This is a genomic window from Rickettsia helvetica (genome assembly GCF_963970025.1).
Classification (GTDB): Bacteria; Pseudomonadota; Alphaproteobacteria; order Rickettsiales; family Rickettsiaceae; genus Rickettsia; species Rickettsia helvetica.
This window is the reverse complement of record NZ_OZ018776.1, coordinates 741006-758210: the sequence shown is the minus strand read 5'-3', so window position 1 is coordinate 758210 and position 17205 is coordinate 741006. Positions and strand designations below refer to the sequence as shown.

Below are 17205 nucleotides of genomic sequence, written 5' to 3'. Positions count from 1 at the left end.
CTGCTTTGAAAGAAATTATTTGAAAATTCTACGTCATTGCGAGAAGAAACTGTAAGTTTTGACGAAGCAATCTCAGGATTTTATACTATTTCATGAGATTGCCACACTCCTTGCAGTCGCTCGCAATGACGATAAAAATAATCTTATCAGTTATACCCCTTAGCTTTGATTAGCATGCAAGCTATGTTAGCGTTTCCTTGAGCTAATGCAATATCTAATGGATATTGGCACTCATCATTTAGAGTAGAAATTTTAATACCTCGTATGACCAAAAATTTTGCTAAATAGTAATTATCATTATAAATAGCAGCAGTTAGTAATGTTTCACCTAATCTGCTCTTTTCTTGCAATATCGGATAAACGTCAAGTAACGCACGCAACCCCCAAAGATTGTTTCTATCAACTGCTCTAAAAGCATTATCTACTGCACTATAATAAGATAGGTTGGCATAAATATCTTTCTTTTTATTTATATCATTATCATATTTAATAAAACTCTCTACAACTTTTCTTCTTTCGGCATTTACTATCCATTCTTCTTTCTTTTGAAATAGCCCTATATATGCATACATATCCATCTGCTCTAAAGTCGCTTGCTCTGTTAGTTTACCAAGAACTATATCATCATCAGGTAAAAGTAACATTTGCGTTTCATCTTTAACAAATTTTGTTACCAACTCCGATGTTTCATTATTTACGTTATTATCTTGTTTTTGAATCGTGACATTTGGAGAGCTTATCGGCGGTGATTTCTCTTGATTATTCGTAGTTTGATTATTCTTAATTTGCTTCTCTAAAGGCTGAGGTTGATTCGGCTTCACTACAACAACGGGTATAAGCGGAGTATTCCAATCTTGTTTTTTTGGGACATTTGAAACAGCAATAAATGTCTCCTGCAAGTTATTTATTTCCGCCGAAGAATCGGTTGTAGGAACTACTTTAGGCGGAGTAGTAACGGGTGTATTTGGGCTAGTCGGTGTTATAGGCTGTGTAGACGGTTGATCTGTAGGCATTACCGGCGGTGTAGGTACATTACTAGGTACTACCGGAGTTTCTGCAGGAGGTACTGTTGTCGGCATAGTACTTGGTATAGTATCTTGGGTTACCGGCGGGCTAACCACAGGCGGAGAAACAGCAGGCATATTAGGTATCGACGGCGGTGATATCGGTGCTACGCTTTCTTCCTCTTTATTAGCATCAGGAGGTGGATTAAGAGGAATAGGCTTATGCACAGGCGATAAATTGGTCGGTTTATATATTTGCACCGGTCGCTGCGGAGGCACTACATAACTTCCTGCTTGAGCCGGAGGCATCGATACTATCGGTCTCGGTACGTTAGGAGTTATAATATTAGAAGCTAAATTTGTATCATTATGCTCATTAGAAGCAACTTCTTCCTCATGCATTTCATTACTTGTAGCACTAGGTAACTTTGCACTACCAATATCTATAAAAGGTTCAGATGTTTCCGATTTATTAGGTTCTTGTTGTGTAACTTGTATATCCGGTGTGTTATCATGAGAAGCTAAATTTGTACTATTTTCATGCTCAGTATTTGTATGAACATCATTACTTGCAGCACTAGGCAATGTTGTACTACCAACATCTATAAAAGGTTCAGATACCTCGTTTTCATTAGATTTATGAATGTCATGAGAAGCTAAATTTACACTACTTTCATGTTCATTACTTGCGGTGGCACTAGGCAATGCTGTATTACCGACATCTATAAACGACTCAGCTTGTTCATTTTCATTAGGCTCTTGGGAAGCGAGCTTTGGTTCTTCTTGATGGTCTGCTTTAGTTTGTTCATTTGCCTGCTTAGGGGGTATATCTTTCTTTTTTGTTTTACTAAAAAATTGCTTAAATTTATCAAAAAAAGAAATATCGGAACTAGAGCTAACATCCTTATCGTTAGTATCTACTTCAGCAGCCGGTAATGATGGCGGTAAGGGCGGAGGTGAAGCATAACTTTGCACTGCAACCAATAACAGATTGATAAAAAATAATATCTTACATAATTTATTTAACATATAATTCCTTATTTATCCTGTCATGCCGTGACTTGATCACGGCCTCCAGTCTTTTAAATTTTTTTCTGGATACCGTGGTCAAGCCACGGTATGACAATAATTTACTCTCCTACCTCTTACTATTCTGCACCAATTTCTTTATTTCAATCTCTACTAACTCTTTAACAAGTAAAGGTAGATTTTTGTCAAGCCAAGCTTTAAGTTCCGGTTTTAACATCTCAACGACTAATTCTTCAAGTGCATTTTTAGATGAAATATTATTATCCAGCTTTTTATCTTTAATAGTATCGGTAAAATTTTTAAAAATATCACCTACCTCTTCAGCAGATTTAGTTGATATTAACCTTTCTTCTTCATCTTGATTTACTATTTCCGTTAGCTCTAATATATCTTCATTTTCACTATCATTTTCGTGAATAGGATTTTTACGTTCGTTAATTACTCCTTTGATCGATTTTAATATGTCTTCTATAGACATATCTTGGTTCTTTTTATTTTCCTTACTCACGTTAGAAACCTATAAACATTTTCTTTTTAATAGTCTTAAACTCTTCTTCAGGACTAAAATATTTTACTTTAAGTTTTAAACTTTGAGCCGTTAGCTCGCCGGTTAACAATTTCATTTGATATGCCGCAAGTACTGAAGATTTATACGCATCCACACAAGTTATTTTTGCTTCGTATAATTTTTCTTCGGCAGTTAAAACATCTAACATTGTTTTAGACCCGACTATTTCCTCTTGCACAGTACCGTCATATGATATTTGAGCAGCATCCACTCCTTGATTAGCTGCAACAATACGAGATTTTGCTGCTTCAAATCCCTCCCACACACTTACAACCCCTGCTTGGGTCTGCTTTATCGTACTATCAAGCTGAACTGCACTATTTCTTGTTTGATTTTTAGCCGATCTGATTCTTGAATATTGAGCTCCTCCCTCAGGATAAATAGGAATATTTACCGAAAGAATAGTAGTATAGCTTCTATTACTTATAGCATTTATATCACCTTGTGGATTGTAGTGCGTTCTACCGGATTGCAGTTGCACGCTTACTTGCGGTAATAATTTCCCTTTTTCTGCCATTTCTAAGGCTTTAGCCGAAGTTACATTATGCCTTGCCGAATCAATATCAGGATTGAGCTTAACAGCTCTTCCTATTAACTCATCTAATGAAGCAGGTAACATTTTAGGTAACTCAGGCATAGTGATATTAGTCGGCTCTATTCCAAATACTCTAATAAAATTTGCTTTTTTTCCTTGAAAATCGGCATAAGCAGCTAGTTTATTCGTTTCTGCCGCTGCAAGCCCTGCTCTTGCGGTTGCTATATCTATTTCCGTTGCTTCTCCAAGTCTTAATTTCTCCTCAATGGTGTTAACTTGTTGCATGTTAGTGCGAACCCTACTTTCAGAAATATCATATTTCTCTTTGCTCTCAAAACAATCAAGATACGCAGTTATTAAATTTAATAATATTTTTTGTTCACCGGCATAATATGCACCTCGTGCGGCTCTAAATCCTGCTTCAGCAGCTTTAAGAGCCGCAACGCTAGAACCACCGTTAAATAGAGACTGTTGAATTGTTAATGCACCTTGATCGCTATCTGTTGCCCTTGGAGTAAGACCAAGTCTATCTGCATATTTTTTATTATATTTAGTCTTATTATTTTGTCTATTAATCTGCAATCCGGCACTAGGCATAAACCCTGAAAAAGCTCGTGGAAACTGCTCAATCGAGTCTAAAAACTTAATTCTAGCAGCTTTCAGCTCCTCATTATTCTTATATCCTTCAGTTAAAGCTTCCTGTAAATCAACAGCGACAACTGAACTAGTTAGTAATAATATAACAATAAATATAGTTAATTTACGCATAAATTTTTTGAATAATTGATAATATGTTAGTTAGATTAGTTTAATCTTTCAAGAATATACCTATATCCCAATAAAACAATATTAATCTATTGTAGCAATGTTAGCACGTAATATAACAAAAATTAATCTCAAGGGCAATGATCACTATTTTACATTTTATTTTACGGTTATAAAGCTTTAAGATTAATTAACATTTGGTAACAAAATAATAAATTTTATGTCTATAATTGATTTTTCTAGTTTCAGCGGACTAAATAAAGAACAACAAGAAGCATTACAAAGACTTTTAATAAAATTAAATGGTTTTACAAAATCTTTGAAAATGAATGTAAAAGATTTAGAAGATCATTTATTTTATATTTTACAAAATTCTTTAAATGAATTATCTCACACTGAAAATATTGATATAGAGGAAATAGAAAAACTTTTTAATAGGACAATCCAAGAATCTCTAACTACTTTATCTGAAGCACTTGAGAAAGCATATCAAGAACAGTTAAAAACAAAAGATATCTTTTTATTTGACGGGATTATTGTAGAAAAATGTTTAAACGTTTTAGAACAAGTTTTAAAATTTCAGCAAGAATTAGATAAACTCTATCCTGGAGCTTCTAAAAAAATTATAGAATCATTAGAAAATATATTAGTCAGGGTCATATCAACTCAAATACCAATTCTTGGGATATTCCTTCAAACAAGCGGAATATTTGAGAAAATAAATAATCTTATTGACTCTGAAAAATTATTGCCAAAAATAACAAAATTGCATAATGATATAAAAGAAATAAGGGAAGAGGCTAAATCTAATGAGAAGCTTGAAAGCATCTATGAAAAAGCCAAGAAAGTTGCCGCAATTTCAGAAATATCAAAGGAACCACCTCGAAAAATTATTGAAATAGTAAATAAAAACCCTAATAACAAAGTTTCACTAGAGAATGTTGCAAAAGTTGCTAAAGCTATACCAAAAAGCAAAGATGAAGTAGAAGAAAAAATAGCAGAACTAAAAAGTAATCTTGAAAGTGCAATTCCGCAAGATATAAATATTGACAAATTAAACTCTGTAAAGAATACTATTTCGGGTAATCTAAATGAAACTAAAACAGAATTATTAAAAGTATTAAATCCGGAAGCTTCTTTTGGTGAAAAGATAGAATCCTTATGTAAAGCCGCAGAAAAAGCTACGGAAATTGCAAGTGACATAAAAAAAATAGTAGGAGTAATACCAGGAAGTAAAGAACTCGGAAATATTATAAGTCTAACAATAAAAACTAACTTATTACCGCCTCCGGTCTTAGCAGTTGCAAAGCTAGCTCCTGATATAGCTAACTTAGTTAATATAGGTAAAGCAGTGGTTACTGCTTTCTAAAACACAAAACTTAACTCAACAACAAGGAAGAGCAAAATAGTGTCTAATTCTAATACTCATATTTTAATTGCCGTAGGTTGCTTAGTATTATTATTAATATTTTTAATTTATAAGGAAATAGCAGCACGTAAAAAAAATATATTACCTGCTGAAGGAGGTAATATTGACGATTCACCAAATGTTGTCCTTAATAGTCAAAAACCGGAAAATAAAAAGCTGACATTACAAGAAAGAATAGAATTATCTTGGAAATTCCTTTATGACATCACGGAAATTATTTTAAATAAATTCTCTAAAGAAGATGTTATTCAAGTGAATAAATGCGGTCAAGTTTTATTTGAAAACGGTGTTAGATATGAACATGTAGTCGATCTTGCAATCCCTCAAGTCAAGTCTCATATTCAAGCAGTTGAACAAGAACAATCTAAAGGTAAAAAAACCTTAGGGGTATAACTCAAAAGTATGTCATTCCCGCGAAAGCGGGAATCCAAAAAATATATAAATCCAGGAGAATTTTTATTTTTTTTCTGAAACTTTAAAGCAATTATCAAAAATACCTGTAATTTCTTGATTTTTAAAAGTTTTTTCTGGATTCCCGCTTTCGCGGGAATGACATTCATTTATAAAATTTCATGATTCCATAATTTCTCTAAAAACTGTTGCACCGGTATTATATCTATTTCTTGCGTACCCTAAATTACTTTTCTAAGATTTGATTCCAAACAAACAATATAACCTTTACTTAGTTGATGTTCTTCTATAAAAGATTTAATCCCTCGAAGTTCGCTATTATGTACATTTGATGATATTTTCACTTCGATCGGCACCGCTTTACCTCTAATAGTACTAACTATAAAATCAACTTCTAAACCTGTTTTGGTACGCCAGTAATTTATACGATAATCGAGATCGTTTAAACCTCTAAATAAGCTGTCAGTTCCGCAAATATATAATGTTCTAAAGCTTTTCCTGCTTCCGCTCCTCTTACTTCATTAAATTGGTATTGCATGATATTATTTGCAACTCCGACATCAAAAAAATAAAATTTTGGAATAGACGATATAATTTCTCTATATAACTTTTTTAGTATAAGGATAAATTAAATATCCTACTAACGTGTCGACAAGTCTCTGATAATATTCCTTAACTGTTTTTGCGTCTATTCCGCAATCACAGGCTATATTAGAATAATTTAACAACTCACCGTGAGAAAAAAAGCGATGCTATCTATAAATCTACTGAAAGCTGCTATATTACGCACTAACCCTTCAACATGAATTTTATTTGTTAAGTAATCTTCTACATAGGCTTTTAAGAGTTTACGAGGATTATTACTAGCGAAATGTAGCGGGATTAAATCATTATTGAATATCTTAAGTAAATTAAACTCTTCTTTTATTTCAGGATATACTAAAGGATAAAAATTATATTTTATTGCTCTACCGCCTAATAAATTTATTCCTGTTACTCTTAATTTTCTTGTACTTGAACCGCATAAAATAAAATAGCTGTCTGTATTTTCTATAAATCAGTGTATTTCATCAAGTAATGCCGGTACTTTTTGTATTTCATCTACTATAATCGGTAAAGTAAGCTTATCTTTCTCAAGTCCTAATATTTCTTCTCGAAAACTTGACGGCTGTTTTAAATATCTAATCTGTAAGTCGGTTTTTAATAAATCATAATATATAGAATTCGGATATAATTCTTTTAAATAAGTAGATTTCCCTGTTTTTCTTGCCCCCTATAAAAAAGCAGTTTGCTTTTTATCTAAGATTAATTTTATATATCTGTTAAACATTTTTTTATTACTATTTAGGAGTGTATTCCTAAATAGTAAGTTTTTTTAGGAATAAAGTCCAACAAAATTATATTATAAATATTGTTTTTTCGTCATTATAAGAAAGCATTGCTGCGTAGATCAGTTTTTTCGTCATTACGAGGAAATTGCATAGCAATTGACGAAGCAATCCAGTAAAAAATTCTGATTTACAGAATTTTTTTATTATTTTTTCTGGATTGCCACGCGATCAAAGATCGCTCGCAATGACGATTTCTATAATTAGTTAACAACACCTAAATACTAATTTTTAAACAAAGCCGTTAACTTGATGCTCCCAGAGTTCCTTAAAAGTACCGTCTTCTACGATTTTGCCTTTATCCATAACAATATCCTATCCATGTGTTTTATAGTAGATGAGCTATAGCAATTATAGTTACATTATCAATATCAAGCATTGTATTAATAGATTTTTATACCTCTTGCTCTGTATGGCTTATCAAGGCTTGAAGTTGCTTCATCTAAAACCAAGATCGGAGCGTTTTTAAGAATAGCACGGGCAATTGCTATGCGTTGTCTCTGTCCGCCGCTTAGCTTTACTCCTCTCTCACCGACAATAGTGTTATATTTTTCCGGTAAACTTTCGATAAATTCATGGATATTTGCAGCTTTGGTGGCATTTTCTATTTCCTTAGGCAATGCATTCTCTTTCACATACCCGATATTCTCACCTACTGAGCGATGAAAAAGCATAATATCTTGAGGAATTAATGATATCTGCTCCCGCAGACTATCAGAAGAAGTATCGTAAATACTTTGGTTATCAATTATAATATCTCCGATTCCGGCTTTAAAGTTCTTCAACAATAATGCAATCAAAGTAGATTTACCGCCGCCTGAATGCCCCACAATACCCACTTTCTCACCGGCTTTTATATGCAAATTAAGATTGTTCAATACACTACTCCCTTCTTTATAAGCAAAAGATATATCTTTAAATATAATTTCCCCTTTAGAAATTTTTAATTCAGCGGCATTTTCTTTATCTATAGTATCTTGTGGGATTTTCATGATTGTAAAGACGGAGCGAAACGCTGCCACATCTTCTAAAAAGTCTTTAACTCTCATAGTAGCATGCCAAGAATTTTCAGCAAATAAAAAAGTTAGGGACATAATAAAAACGATATCACCGATACCGATCTCACCAAGATTACGCAAGTAAATTACATATACAAATACTCCTATCAAATATACCCAATATACTAAGTTCAATATTATAGAGATAATGAGATCATATTTATAATATCTAGTTGTTAAAATATTATGCACATTATGATAATAATCTTCTATTTTATTTAATTCTCTCTGTTTTGCTGCAAATGAAAAAATAGTAAAGATATTTGTAATACAATCAGCTATGATACCAAATAAATTATACCAAGAATCTTGCTTATCCTGCTCCATTTTTGCAAGTTTGATAAAAAACCGTAATGCAAGCAGTAAATAAACAGCAGTAAAACCAACAATAATAATACATATTTTAATATTAATATAGGCAAGAGTAACACCGGAAAATAATGTAATAAGTAGAGTTTGGCTTAATTTATACTCAATTGCTTGGTGCATTTTAGAATAATTATCACCTATGCCCCGTACTCTTCCGACTATAGAGCCGGAAAGGTTATTTTGACAATAAGTGTATGGCAAATTAAAACAATGATGACATAAAAGATATAAGGCATGGCTTTATAAGCTGTGCAAAATTGTGAGCACGCCAAGCCCCGTCAAGTATAGCTTATGCTGCTACAAACCATATTATCGGTTTATAACTTTGAGCAAATGTAATCTTTTCATTTTGGGTAAATAAATCAAGCAAAAGCTTCACAGCATAGTTATATAAAATAAGATGAAAACCACTTGCGATTAGAGCAATCATCATAATTAGATATAGATATTTATACGGCTTTATAACAGACCATAAAAAAGAAACAGGATGAGTTTTGATTTTCATAAGTTGAGAGAATATTGGTCACATTTAGGTTCTATAAAGAATGCCCAGATCTAACCTATATGCTGTAAGGTACTTTTATATCAAAAGCATTAACAGGGAAATCTTTAGTATTTCTTGTGATTAATATGCTATTGGTAAACCTTGCAGTAGCCCATATTATAGCATCGATAGTTTAATTTTATTTTCTTTACGAAGGATTACTGCATCTCGGCAATTTCTTCATTCAGGTTAATTATAAAAAAGTTTTAAAAAAAATGTAACTAGCTAAAGCTTGCTTAATAATTTTATCTATTGATACTTTTTTTTCTTGGATAATTGATCTAGAATTTTAACTTGCGAATCAGCTATATTAATAATAGTTCTCACATAAGCTCCTTGAGATTTTTCCTAACTGGGATATCATATCCCTATGATACATATTATAAATGTCTTATATCACATTTTAGATTTAAAATCTACCGGTAGTTATTTAGCACATTGGCATTGCCTAAAAATGGTTGATATCGTCATTGCGAGCGACTGCAAGAAGCGTGGCAATCTAGCAAAAATAATAAAAAATTCTGTAAATCAGAATTTTTAACTAGATTGCTTCGTCAATTATTACATAATTTCCTCGCAATGACGTTAAATCTTGATACATTTTTTCTTAAAGACACCTACTATTCTCTTCCTTAATTAATGTTATCAACTGTTCGATCGATAATACTTCCTGGTCAGTAGTTCCGAGTCTTCTAATCGTTACTTGTTTATTTTCTTGCTCTTGTTTACCGATTACAGCAATCATTGGTATTTTTTGATTAGAAAACTCACGAATTTTATAGTTAATTTTATCAGGTGAGATATTAATATCCGTTCTTACGCCATTATCAACTAAAGCTTTTTGCACTTCTAAAGCATAATCGTTTAAATCACTGGTAATGGTCGCCACGGCGACCTGTATAGGAGCAAGCCAAAGAGGAAAACGCCCGGCATATTCTTCGATCAATATACCGATAAAACGCTCAAGCGAACCTAGTATTGCTCTATGCAGCATTACAGGTCTTTTTTTCTCACCGCTTGCTGCGATATAGCTAGCATTGAGTCGCTCCGGCAATACAAAATCCATCTGAAGTGTACCGCATTGCCACTGCCGTCTTATCGCATCGGTTAAAACAAACTCCAGTTTCGGTCCGTAAAATGCTCCCTCGCCTGGGTTTAGCGTATAAGTAAAACCTGCTTTTTCTACTGCTTCTTTTAAAGCATTCTCAGCCTTATCCCAAACTTCATCACTTCCTGCTCTGATTTCAGGACGATCAGAAAATTTTACCTTGATATCGGTAAAACCAAAATCCTTATAAACTTCCGTAAGTAGCTTACAGAAACTAACCGTTTCATCGGTAATTTGTTCCTCCGCACAAAATATATGTGCATCGTCTTGCACTAAACTCCGTACTCTCATTAAACCGTGCAATGCACCGGACGCCTCATTACGGTGACACAAACCAAACTCCGACATACGAAGAGGCAAATCACGATAGCTCTTGATACCTTGTTTGAATATCTGCACGTGGCAAGGGCAATTCATCGGCTTTAAAGCTAATGTCTTGTCATCTGTTTCTAACGCAAACATATCATCACGAAATTTTTCCCAGTGTCCTGAAGCCTCCCAAAGGCTTTTATCCACCAAAACAGGAGTTTTAACTTCAATATAACCGTTTTTACGAACCTTTTTCCTAATATATTGCTCGATAGTATTATATATACTCCAGCCCTTATCATGCCAAAATACCATTCCTTGAGCTTCTTCTTGGAAGTGGAATAAATCAAGCTCACGCCCAAGTTTTCTATGATCACGCTTTTCGGCTTCTTCAAGCATAAAAAGGTAATTATCTAGTTGCTCTTTCGTAGCCCACGCCGTGCCGTATATACGCTGCAACATCTCATTACGACTATCACCTCGCCAATAAGCTCCTGCAACTTTCATCAACTTAAAATGCTTAACAAACCCTGTAGAGGGAGCATGCGGACCTCGGCATAGATCAATAAAATTACCTTGCCTGTATAAAGTAATTGGCTCACCTGCCGGAATTGAAGCAATAATTTCGGCTTTATAATGCTCTCCTATCGATTTAAAAAACTCTACGGCTTTATCCCTATCCCATAGCTCTCTAGTAATTTGTTCGTTTCGCTTGACTATTTCATGCATTCTTGCTTCTATCATCGCCACATCACCCGGCGTAAATGGCGTATCCTTAGCAAAATCGTAAAAGAAACCGTTTTCAATTGCAGGACCGATAGTTACCTGAATATCAGGGAATAATTCTTTAGCAGCTTCAGCTATAATATGAGCTGCATCATGTCTGATGATCTCAAGACATTCAGGATCTTTTGCAGTTAAAATACGAAGCTTACAATTATTTTCAATTACAGTACTTAAGTCTTTAAACTCACCGTTTATTTCAGCAATCATTGCTTGTTTTGCAAGTGACATTGAAATTGCATTTGCTACTTCATAGGCGGTAATGTTTTTTTCAAATTGTCTTACACTACCGTCAGGAAAAGATATATTTATCATTTTTTATTCCAACTTATTTTTTCTAGGTTTCCACTTTACACGTTGTCGGTATGGTTCTTGAAAAATTCGTTGTCATAACATGGCTTGACCACGGTATCCAGTCTTTTTTATTTTTTTGGATCCCGAAATCAAATCGGCTTTATTGCATGGATTGAAAAACCCACTCGATGTCATCCCCGCGTAGGCGGGGATCTAGAAAAATAACTTCAATATTGATATAGAAGTTACATATTTGATAAAATAAACATACAAAAAACTTGTTTTTTTATATGTTTCACTGGATTCCCGCTTCTAGCTAGGGATGACAATTTCTCGAACTGAACAATACTTTAAATTATTTACCGACAACTTGTTTTCTTTCTTGATCTATCATAACCATGGCATTCATAAATTCTAATACTCTTGCATCACTAAAGATCTGATCAATAGCTTTATCGTTAAAGGTTAGTCCGGCATCTTTACTTTTTACATCAACTACTAAAGATTCACCGTCTTTTAATTCAGAATTTTTACTAAAAGCTTCTATTGCTCCAAAACCGTATTGCTTTATCACTGAAGATTGTTTTCCTAGATTTAAAGCAAATTCCTTAGAATCTTCTATTTTGTTAAGTACCGGTATAATAGCATTATTAGTATAATTCACAAAATTATTTATAACCGCACTCGGATCCGATAATTTTATTATGCTTTCTAGATTCATAGGATTCTCTAAATTAGGCATATCAATATCAATAGCAAAATTAAAATCATCCATTACAAGATTAGTTTTACCGGATAATTTTTTTTCTTCGGGATCAAACTCACCTTTTAAATTAAATTTGGAATTATTTATTTTTGCAAAAATACCCATTACTTTTTCCCCGTCTTCTTGAGTAATAGGGCTAGTTAGTTTAAAAATTTTGTCTAACTCGGCTCTTTTGTTTAAACCATTACTAAAGTAACGTCCTAAAGCTTCAACTGCCGTTTTTTGGTATATTTCGGAAGGTTCTTTAGTAGATTTAATATTTAAAGCAAAATCAAAAATTTTATCTTTTTCTATATTTAATTTGTATAAATTACTTTCTATTTTTCCTTTTCTTTCAAAATCGCAAGCAAATAAAAATGGCTTACCTTTTACTAATTCTCCTAATATCTGCATAAAAATAACGGCATGCATATTTTCATCTTGTTTTTGATCTAGAGAAAAATTTTGAATTAATAATTTTCCAAGAGCTAATAGCTCATCACTATATTTAAGCTTTAATTGGCTATTATAAGTAGTTGGCACATTTAACGCATCCAACTGTGCTACATCATATTCAAATGAGTCAAAATTAGCTTCCTCTCCTATTTTATCTCTTAAAAATTTAAAAACTTTATCAGATAAATTTTTACTATAGTTTTCAGAAGTAAAAGAAATGGTGCTTTTTCCATCCACAGTTAATAAATTAAGATTATCTGATGTTTTAGTATTAGTAATTACAGAATTACTAATATCACTCTCTGCTAATTTTTCTGCATCTAGAGAACTATAAAGAGTTGATTTATTGTCACTCAAGCTTAATTTCCAATAATCAGGCTCTCTATTAAACAAAGATTTTCTAAACCAAATTGTTGTATGATGATCAGGTGAGTAAAAAATATTTTTTTCATCTTGAGCGGTAGTAATTTTTATATTATTTCCGTAAGAATCAATTTTTGTAATATTTAAACACGGTATATGCCTAATAACTATTTCATCAAAATAAAAATCTATAGGTTTTAACATTACTTTATTTAAAGTAACACTAAATCCATATTTATTAACTTTTATTGCATCATAAGTTATATATTCTTCATATTGATCAAGAATAGAGATAATATTCTCTTTACTTTGATGTTCAAATTTATAGGCAGCATATCCCCATCCTACTAAGATTAGAACCATAAAGCTTATTATAATAAATCGTATTTTCATCTTTTCTACTGTAAAAAATTATTAAAAACTAAAAATTCTCTTATATTATTCCTGCGAAAGCGGGAATCTAGTTACCTTGATGTGTCATCCTAGCTAACTTGATCGCGGGATCTCAGGACACAGTCTGTGATACAAGATCCCGTGGTCAAGCCACGGGAAGATGACATCGGAGCATTTGTCAAGTCCAAAATAGCATATATCGCTTAAAAAATATATTTATTTTTCTTTTAAACGATCAGCTATTAGCTGGTATGATTCAAAAACCTTATTTGGTTCTTTTTCAAGCAATTCAAATCCTAATTTTTCATTACTGTTAATATGCCATAATCTACAATTATCCGGACTAATTTCATCAGTTAACATAATGATAGATTCTTCACCGTTAAACACACGCCCAAATTCTAATTTACACTCAACAAGCCGAATCCCGACACCGATAAATAAGCCGCTTAGAAAATCATATATACGCAAAGCCTGCTCTTTTACCGCTTTAATTTCATCCCTAGTTAACCAGCCGAAATTTAATATTTGATACTCATTAACTATCGGATATTTAAATTCACGACTTCGGACCTTAAAATCAATGATCGGTTTATCAAATACATACCCTTCATCCATTCCGAATTCTTTTACAAATCTACCGCACGCTACCGATGATATTATTACTTGTATCGGGAAAACTTCGACATATTGAATTAATTGCTCCCTCATATTTATTTTTTCGATAAAATGATTTTCAATGCCGATCATTTCCAGTTTATCCATTAGAAAGGAAGAAATATTATTATTAAGTACTCCTTTACCTGATATATCAACAGTCTCGCTGGTTTCTAAAATAGCCTTATCGGAAAAAGCCATTATAAGTAAAAAATCTTCTTCGGCGGAATATAAAATTTTACTTGAACCTTCATATAATTTTTTTTTCATTTATTTGTCTCAAAATTCATTTAAGTATTCTGTGTCATCCCGTGGCTTGACCACGGGATCTTTTATCATAGGCTCTATCCTGAGATCCCGCTACAAGCTCGCGGGAATGACATTAAAACCCCTGAAGATCATTCGGACCGATAATTGCCGACGTAATAGTACCGCTAAATATTTTATTTGCCGTATTAATAATATCATCAGCTTTTATACTCATGATAATTTCCATAATCTCTTCAGGAGCAATATATTTACCGAAAACAGAATAATTTTTACCTATTTCTTCTGACTTATAGGTATTTTTCTCTTGAGCCATTTGTAAATTACTACGAAGTTGTGTTTTAGCTCTCATAATCTCTTTTGTGCTTACTTTTTCAGTCATTTTTATTATTTCATTTTTAATCTCTCTATATAATAATTCTAACTTGTCATGTGCAGTGGATGCATAAATTGTAAACACTCCACTATCAAAATAAGCACTATTATAACTACCTACTGCATATGCTAAACCTAATTTCTCGCGAATATTTTGGAATAAACGCGATGACATACCGCCGCCGAATATTATAGAAAGTAGATGGGTTTGGTAAAGCTTTTCTAAATTAATATATGATGTACCTTCAAACCCTAGCACTAAACTAGTTTGCTCTAACTCCTTATTAATAAAGCCGCTTCCGCCTACATATTTTGCCGGAATAAAGCTACTTTTTACTCCTTGCTTCAAAGAAGAAAATAACTGTTCCGCTATAATTACTATTTTATCATGATCAATATTACCAGCAATTGATAAATAGAGATTTTCGGCATTATAATGTTTACCTATAAAATTAAAAAAATGTTCTTTCGTAAAAGTTGCAAGGGTTTTAGCAGTACCTAAGATCGACTTACCTAATGGTTGATCTCTATAAACTTTATTATAAAATTTCTCATATACTAGGTCATCCGGATTATCCTGATGATGAGCAATTTCCTGCATGATCACCTGATATTCCTTAGCTATTTCTTCGTCAGCAAAAATAGAATTTTGAATTATATCGGCAAGTATATTAAGTGCTTTATCACAATTTTCAGACAAGACTCGTGCATAATATACCGTATTCTCATGACCGGTATAGGCATTAAAATGTCCGCCTATAGAGTCAAACTCTTCCGCTATCTGTTTTGCCGTTCTAGTTTTTGTACCTTTAAAAGCCATATGCTCAAGAAAGTGAGATATGCCTTCCTCTTCTGCATTTTCATAACGTGCTCCAACTTTAGCAATTAAATTTATTGCTACCGAATTAACATAAGGCATATTATATGTTAAAATTGTCAAACCGTTTTTTAATTTACTAACGTTAAAATTTTCTTTCATAATTTATTTTTATTTTCTAAATCGTCATTCCGAGGAGATGCATAGCATCGACGTGGCAATCTCAGGAATTTTATATTACTTCATGAGATTGCCATGCTCCTTATAGTCGCTCGCAATGACGTTTTTTGATTTAAGCGATGACTCTCTTAACTTCGCAAGCCTTAGAAACCTTGCAAAAGCAAAAATCATTGAATCTACAAAACCGTCAAAACCGAATATAAAATATCGTCTGATAAAAAATGCTTTAAAAAACCACCATAACATTTCAAATGCTATTCGGATATTTGAAACTTTTTTATCTTGCATCATTAAATCTTTTGCTTGCTCGCTAGAATAAAAATTTGCTTTAGTTACCAACTGCTCAATTGAAGTACCCGAATAATGATAAGCAGCCTCATTTAATAGATAAATTTTACCTTCAAAATCAACATCTTTATTAAATATCACCGAATCATGAGTAGTACTATTTACGGTATTTGCAAAACTTGCAAATTTTTTATTATACAACCGAGTACATTTATTAAATGGAGCAAACATTCGTGGCTTTTGGTCATTACGATGTATTATTAATAGCTTTATTTGATAAGCTAGATATTGATCTTGATTCTTAGATGCAAAAATAGACTCTATTTCATCTTGTAAATCTTTAGACAACTCCTCATCGGCATCAATATTAAGAACCCAATCATTTACGCAAAGGCTTTCGGCAAAAGATTTCTGCCCTATATAACCAAGCCAAGGCTTTACTATTACCTTTGCTCCTAATTTTTCAGCTATACTAACTGTATCATCAGTACTTTCACTATCTACTACTATCACCTCATCGACAATATTTTTTACGCTATTTATAGCTCTTGCTATTCTTGCCGCTTCATTTTTGGTAATAATAAATGCTGAGATTTTTTCAGTTAATGACTTATTCATAATATATCCGCATATGAAGCATTTTTATAATGAAACAATTATTATTCTAATTTATCGCTACATTTTTCTATCGGTTCTGCTCGTCCTTCAATTATGGATTTATACATATTAAGAATAGATAATAAATATAAGGTCTCATTCATATTACGATAATCTTCTTCTGAAATCATAACTATTTTTTCTCTTATCTTTAAGTTATATTTATTATAAGTAAATATTAGCTTTGTTGCATGGATCAATTTTTTCGTCATTGCGAGGAAAATTACGAAGTAATTGACGAAGCAATCCAGTAAAAAATGCTATAAGCTAGCATTTGTTTAATTTTTTTGCTGGATTGCCACGCTCCTTGCAGTCGCTCGCAATGACGATGACGATTTTAATTACTTCTTTACCCTATCATCCTAAACACCAACTTAACTACATAAGTTAAAAGTAATGTGGATAATAATCCG

Annotated in this window: 14 protein-coding genes and 3 pseudogenes; 3 read left to right on the top strand and 14 right to left on the bottom strand. The window is 32.6% G+C overall.

The window, feature by feature from the left end; translation table 11 throughout:
* Positions 1–146: 146 nt before the first annotated feature.
* The 3 genes from AB1146_RS04535 to AB1146_RS04520 form a co-directional block, all read right to left on the bottom strand.
* Complete coding sequence (locus tag AB1146_RS04535; RefSeq protein ID WP_010423610.1) at positions 147–2033, bottom strand: ankyrin repeat domain-containing protein; 1887 nt, start codon at positions 2031–2033, stop codon at positions 147–149.
* A 109-nt stretch (positions 2034–2142) separates the two neighbouring features.
* Complete coding sequence (locus AB1146_RS04525; RefSeq protein ID WP_010423611.1) at positions 2143–2541, bottom strand: DUF2497 domain-containing protein; 399 nt, start codon at positions 2539–2541, stop codon at positions 2143–2145.
* A 1-nt stretch (position 2542) separates the two neighbouring features.
* Positions 2543–3904 carry a TolC family outer membrane protein gene (locus AB1146_RS04520; protein WP_010423612.1) on the bottom strand — a complete coding sequence of 454 codons (1362 nt, stop codon included), beginning with the start codon at positions 3902–3904 and terminating at the stop codon, positions 2543–2545.
* A gap of 217 nt (positions 3905–4121) precedes the next feature.
* Between AB1146_RS04520 and AB1146_RS04515 the strand changes: the two are divergent.
* Positions 4122–5310: pseudogene (locus AB1146_RS04515) on the top strand (hypothetical protein).
* The gene (locus AB1146_RS04510) at positions 5310–5723 is read left to right on the top strand and encodes a DUF2660 domain-containing protein (RefSeq protein ID WP_010423614.1); all 414 of its coding nucleotides are present in this window, start codon (positions 5310–5312) and stop codon (positions 5721–5723) included. Before AB1146_RS04515 ends, AB1146_RS04510 begins: the two are co-directional and overlap by 1 nt.
* A gap of 239 nt (positions 5724–5962) precedes the next feature.
* On the opposite strand, the gene AB1146_RS04505 is transcribed toward AB1146_RS04510, so the two are convergent.
* From AB1146_RS04505 to AB1146_RS04490, 4 genes are all read right to left on the bottom strand, one after another.
* Positions 5963–6097, bottom strand: a complete 135-nt coding sequence (locus tag AB1146_RS04505; RefSeq protein ID WP_269572105.1) for a hypothetical protein — start codon at positions 6095–6097, stop codon at positions 5963–5965.
* A gap of 701 nt (positions 6098–6798) precedes the next feature.
* Positions 6799–6960, bottom strand: a complete 162-nt coding sequence (locus AB1146_RS04500) for a hypothetical protein (protein WP_332252588.1) — start codon at positions 6958–6960, stop codon at positions 6799–6801.
* 552 nt (positions 6961–7512) lie between these two features.
* Positions 7513–8757: an ABC transporter ATP-binding protein gene (locus AB1146_RS04495; RefSeq protein ID WP_029374832.1), complete on the bottom strand. Its 1245-nt coding sequence runs from the start codon at positions 8755–8757 to the stop codon at positions 7513–7515.
* An 88-nt stretch (positions 8758–8845) separates the two neighbouring features.
* Complete coding sequence (locus AB1146_RS04490; protein WP_232203634.1) at positions 8846–9061, bottom strand: hypothetical protein; 216 nt, start codon at positions 9059–9061, stop codon at positions 8846–8848.
* Positions 9062–9580: 519 nt separating this feature from the next.
* Here AB1146_RS04490 and AB1146_RS04485 point away from each other — a divergent pair.
* Positions 9581–9693, top strand: a pseudogene (locus AB1146_RS04485) (lytic transglycosylase domain-containing protein); the annotation flags it as partial.
* A 14-nt stretch (positions 9694–9707) separates the two neighbouring features.
* Here the strand turns inward: AB1146_RS04485 and thrS are convergent.
* From thrS to AB1146_RS04450, 7 genes and pseudogenes are all read right to left on the bottom strand, one after another.
* Positions 9708–11615, bottom strand: a complete 1908-nt coding sequence (gene thrS / locus AB1146_RS04480) for a threonine--tRNA ligase (RefSeq protein ID WP_010423616.1) — start codon at positions 11613–11615, stop codon at positions 9708–9710.
* A gap of 334 nt (positions 11616–11949) precedes the next feature.
* Positions 11950–13551, bottom strand: a complete 1602-nt coding sequence (locus AB1146_RS04475) for a hypothetical protein (RefSeq protein WP_010423617.1) — start codon at positions 13549–13551, stop codon at positions 11950–11952.
* Positions 13552–13767: 216 nt separating this feature from the next.
* The gene (locus AB1146_RS04470) at positions 13768–14478 is read right to left on the bottom strand and encodes a phosphoribosylaminoimidazolesuccinocarboxamide synthase (protein WP_010423618.1); all 711 of its coding nucleotides are present in this window, start codon (positions 14476–14478) and stop codon (positions 13768–13770) included.
* Positions 14479–14590: 112 nt separating this feature from the next.
* Positions 14591–15829: a M16 family metallopeptidase gene (locus tag AB1146_RS04465; protein WP_010423621.1), complete on the bottom strand. Its 1239-nt coding sequence runs from the start codon at positions 15827–15829 to the stop codon at positions 14591–14593.
* 75 nt (positions 15830–15904) lie between these two features.
* Positions 15905–16753 (bottom strand): glycosyltransferase family 2 protein, encoded by an 849-nt coding sequence (locus AB1146_RS04460; protein ID WP_010423622.1) that lies wholly within the window; start codon positions 16751–16753, stop codon positions 15905–15907.
* A gap of 41 nt (positions 16754–16794) precedes the next feature.
* Positions 16795–17004: a type II toxin-antitoxin system Phd/YefM family antitoxin gene (locus AB1146_RS04455; RefSeq protein WP_147141823.1), complete on the bottom strand. Its 210-nt coding sequence runs from the start codon at positions 17002–17004 to the stop codon at positions 16795–16797.
* Positions 16994–17105, bottom strand: a pseudogene (locus AB1146_RS04450) (lytic transglycosylase domain-containing protein); the annotation flags it as partial. The pseudogene AB1146_RS04450 and the gene AB1146_RS04455, both read right to left, overlap by 11 nt.
* Positions 17106–17205 lie beyond the last annotated feature (100 nt).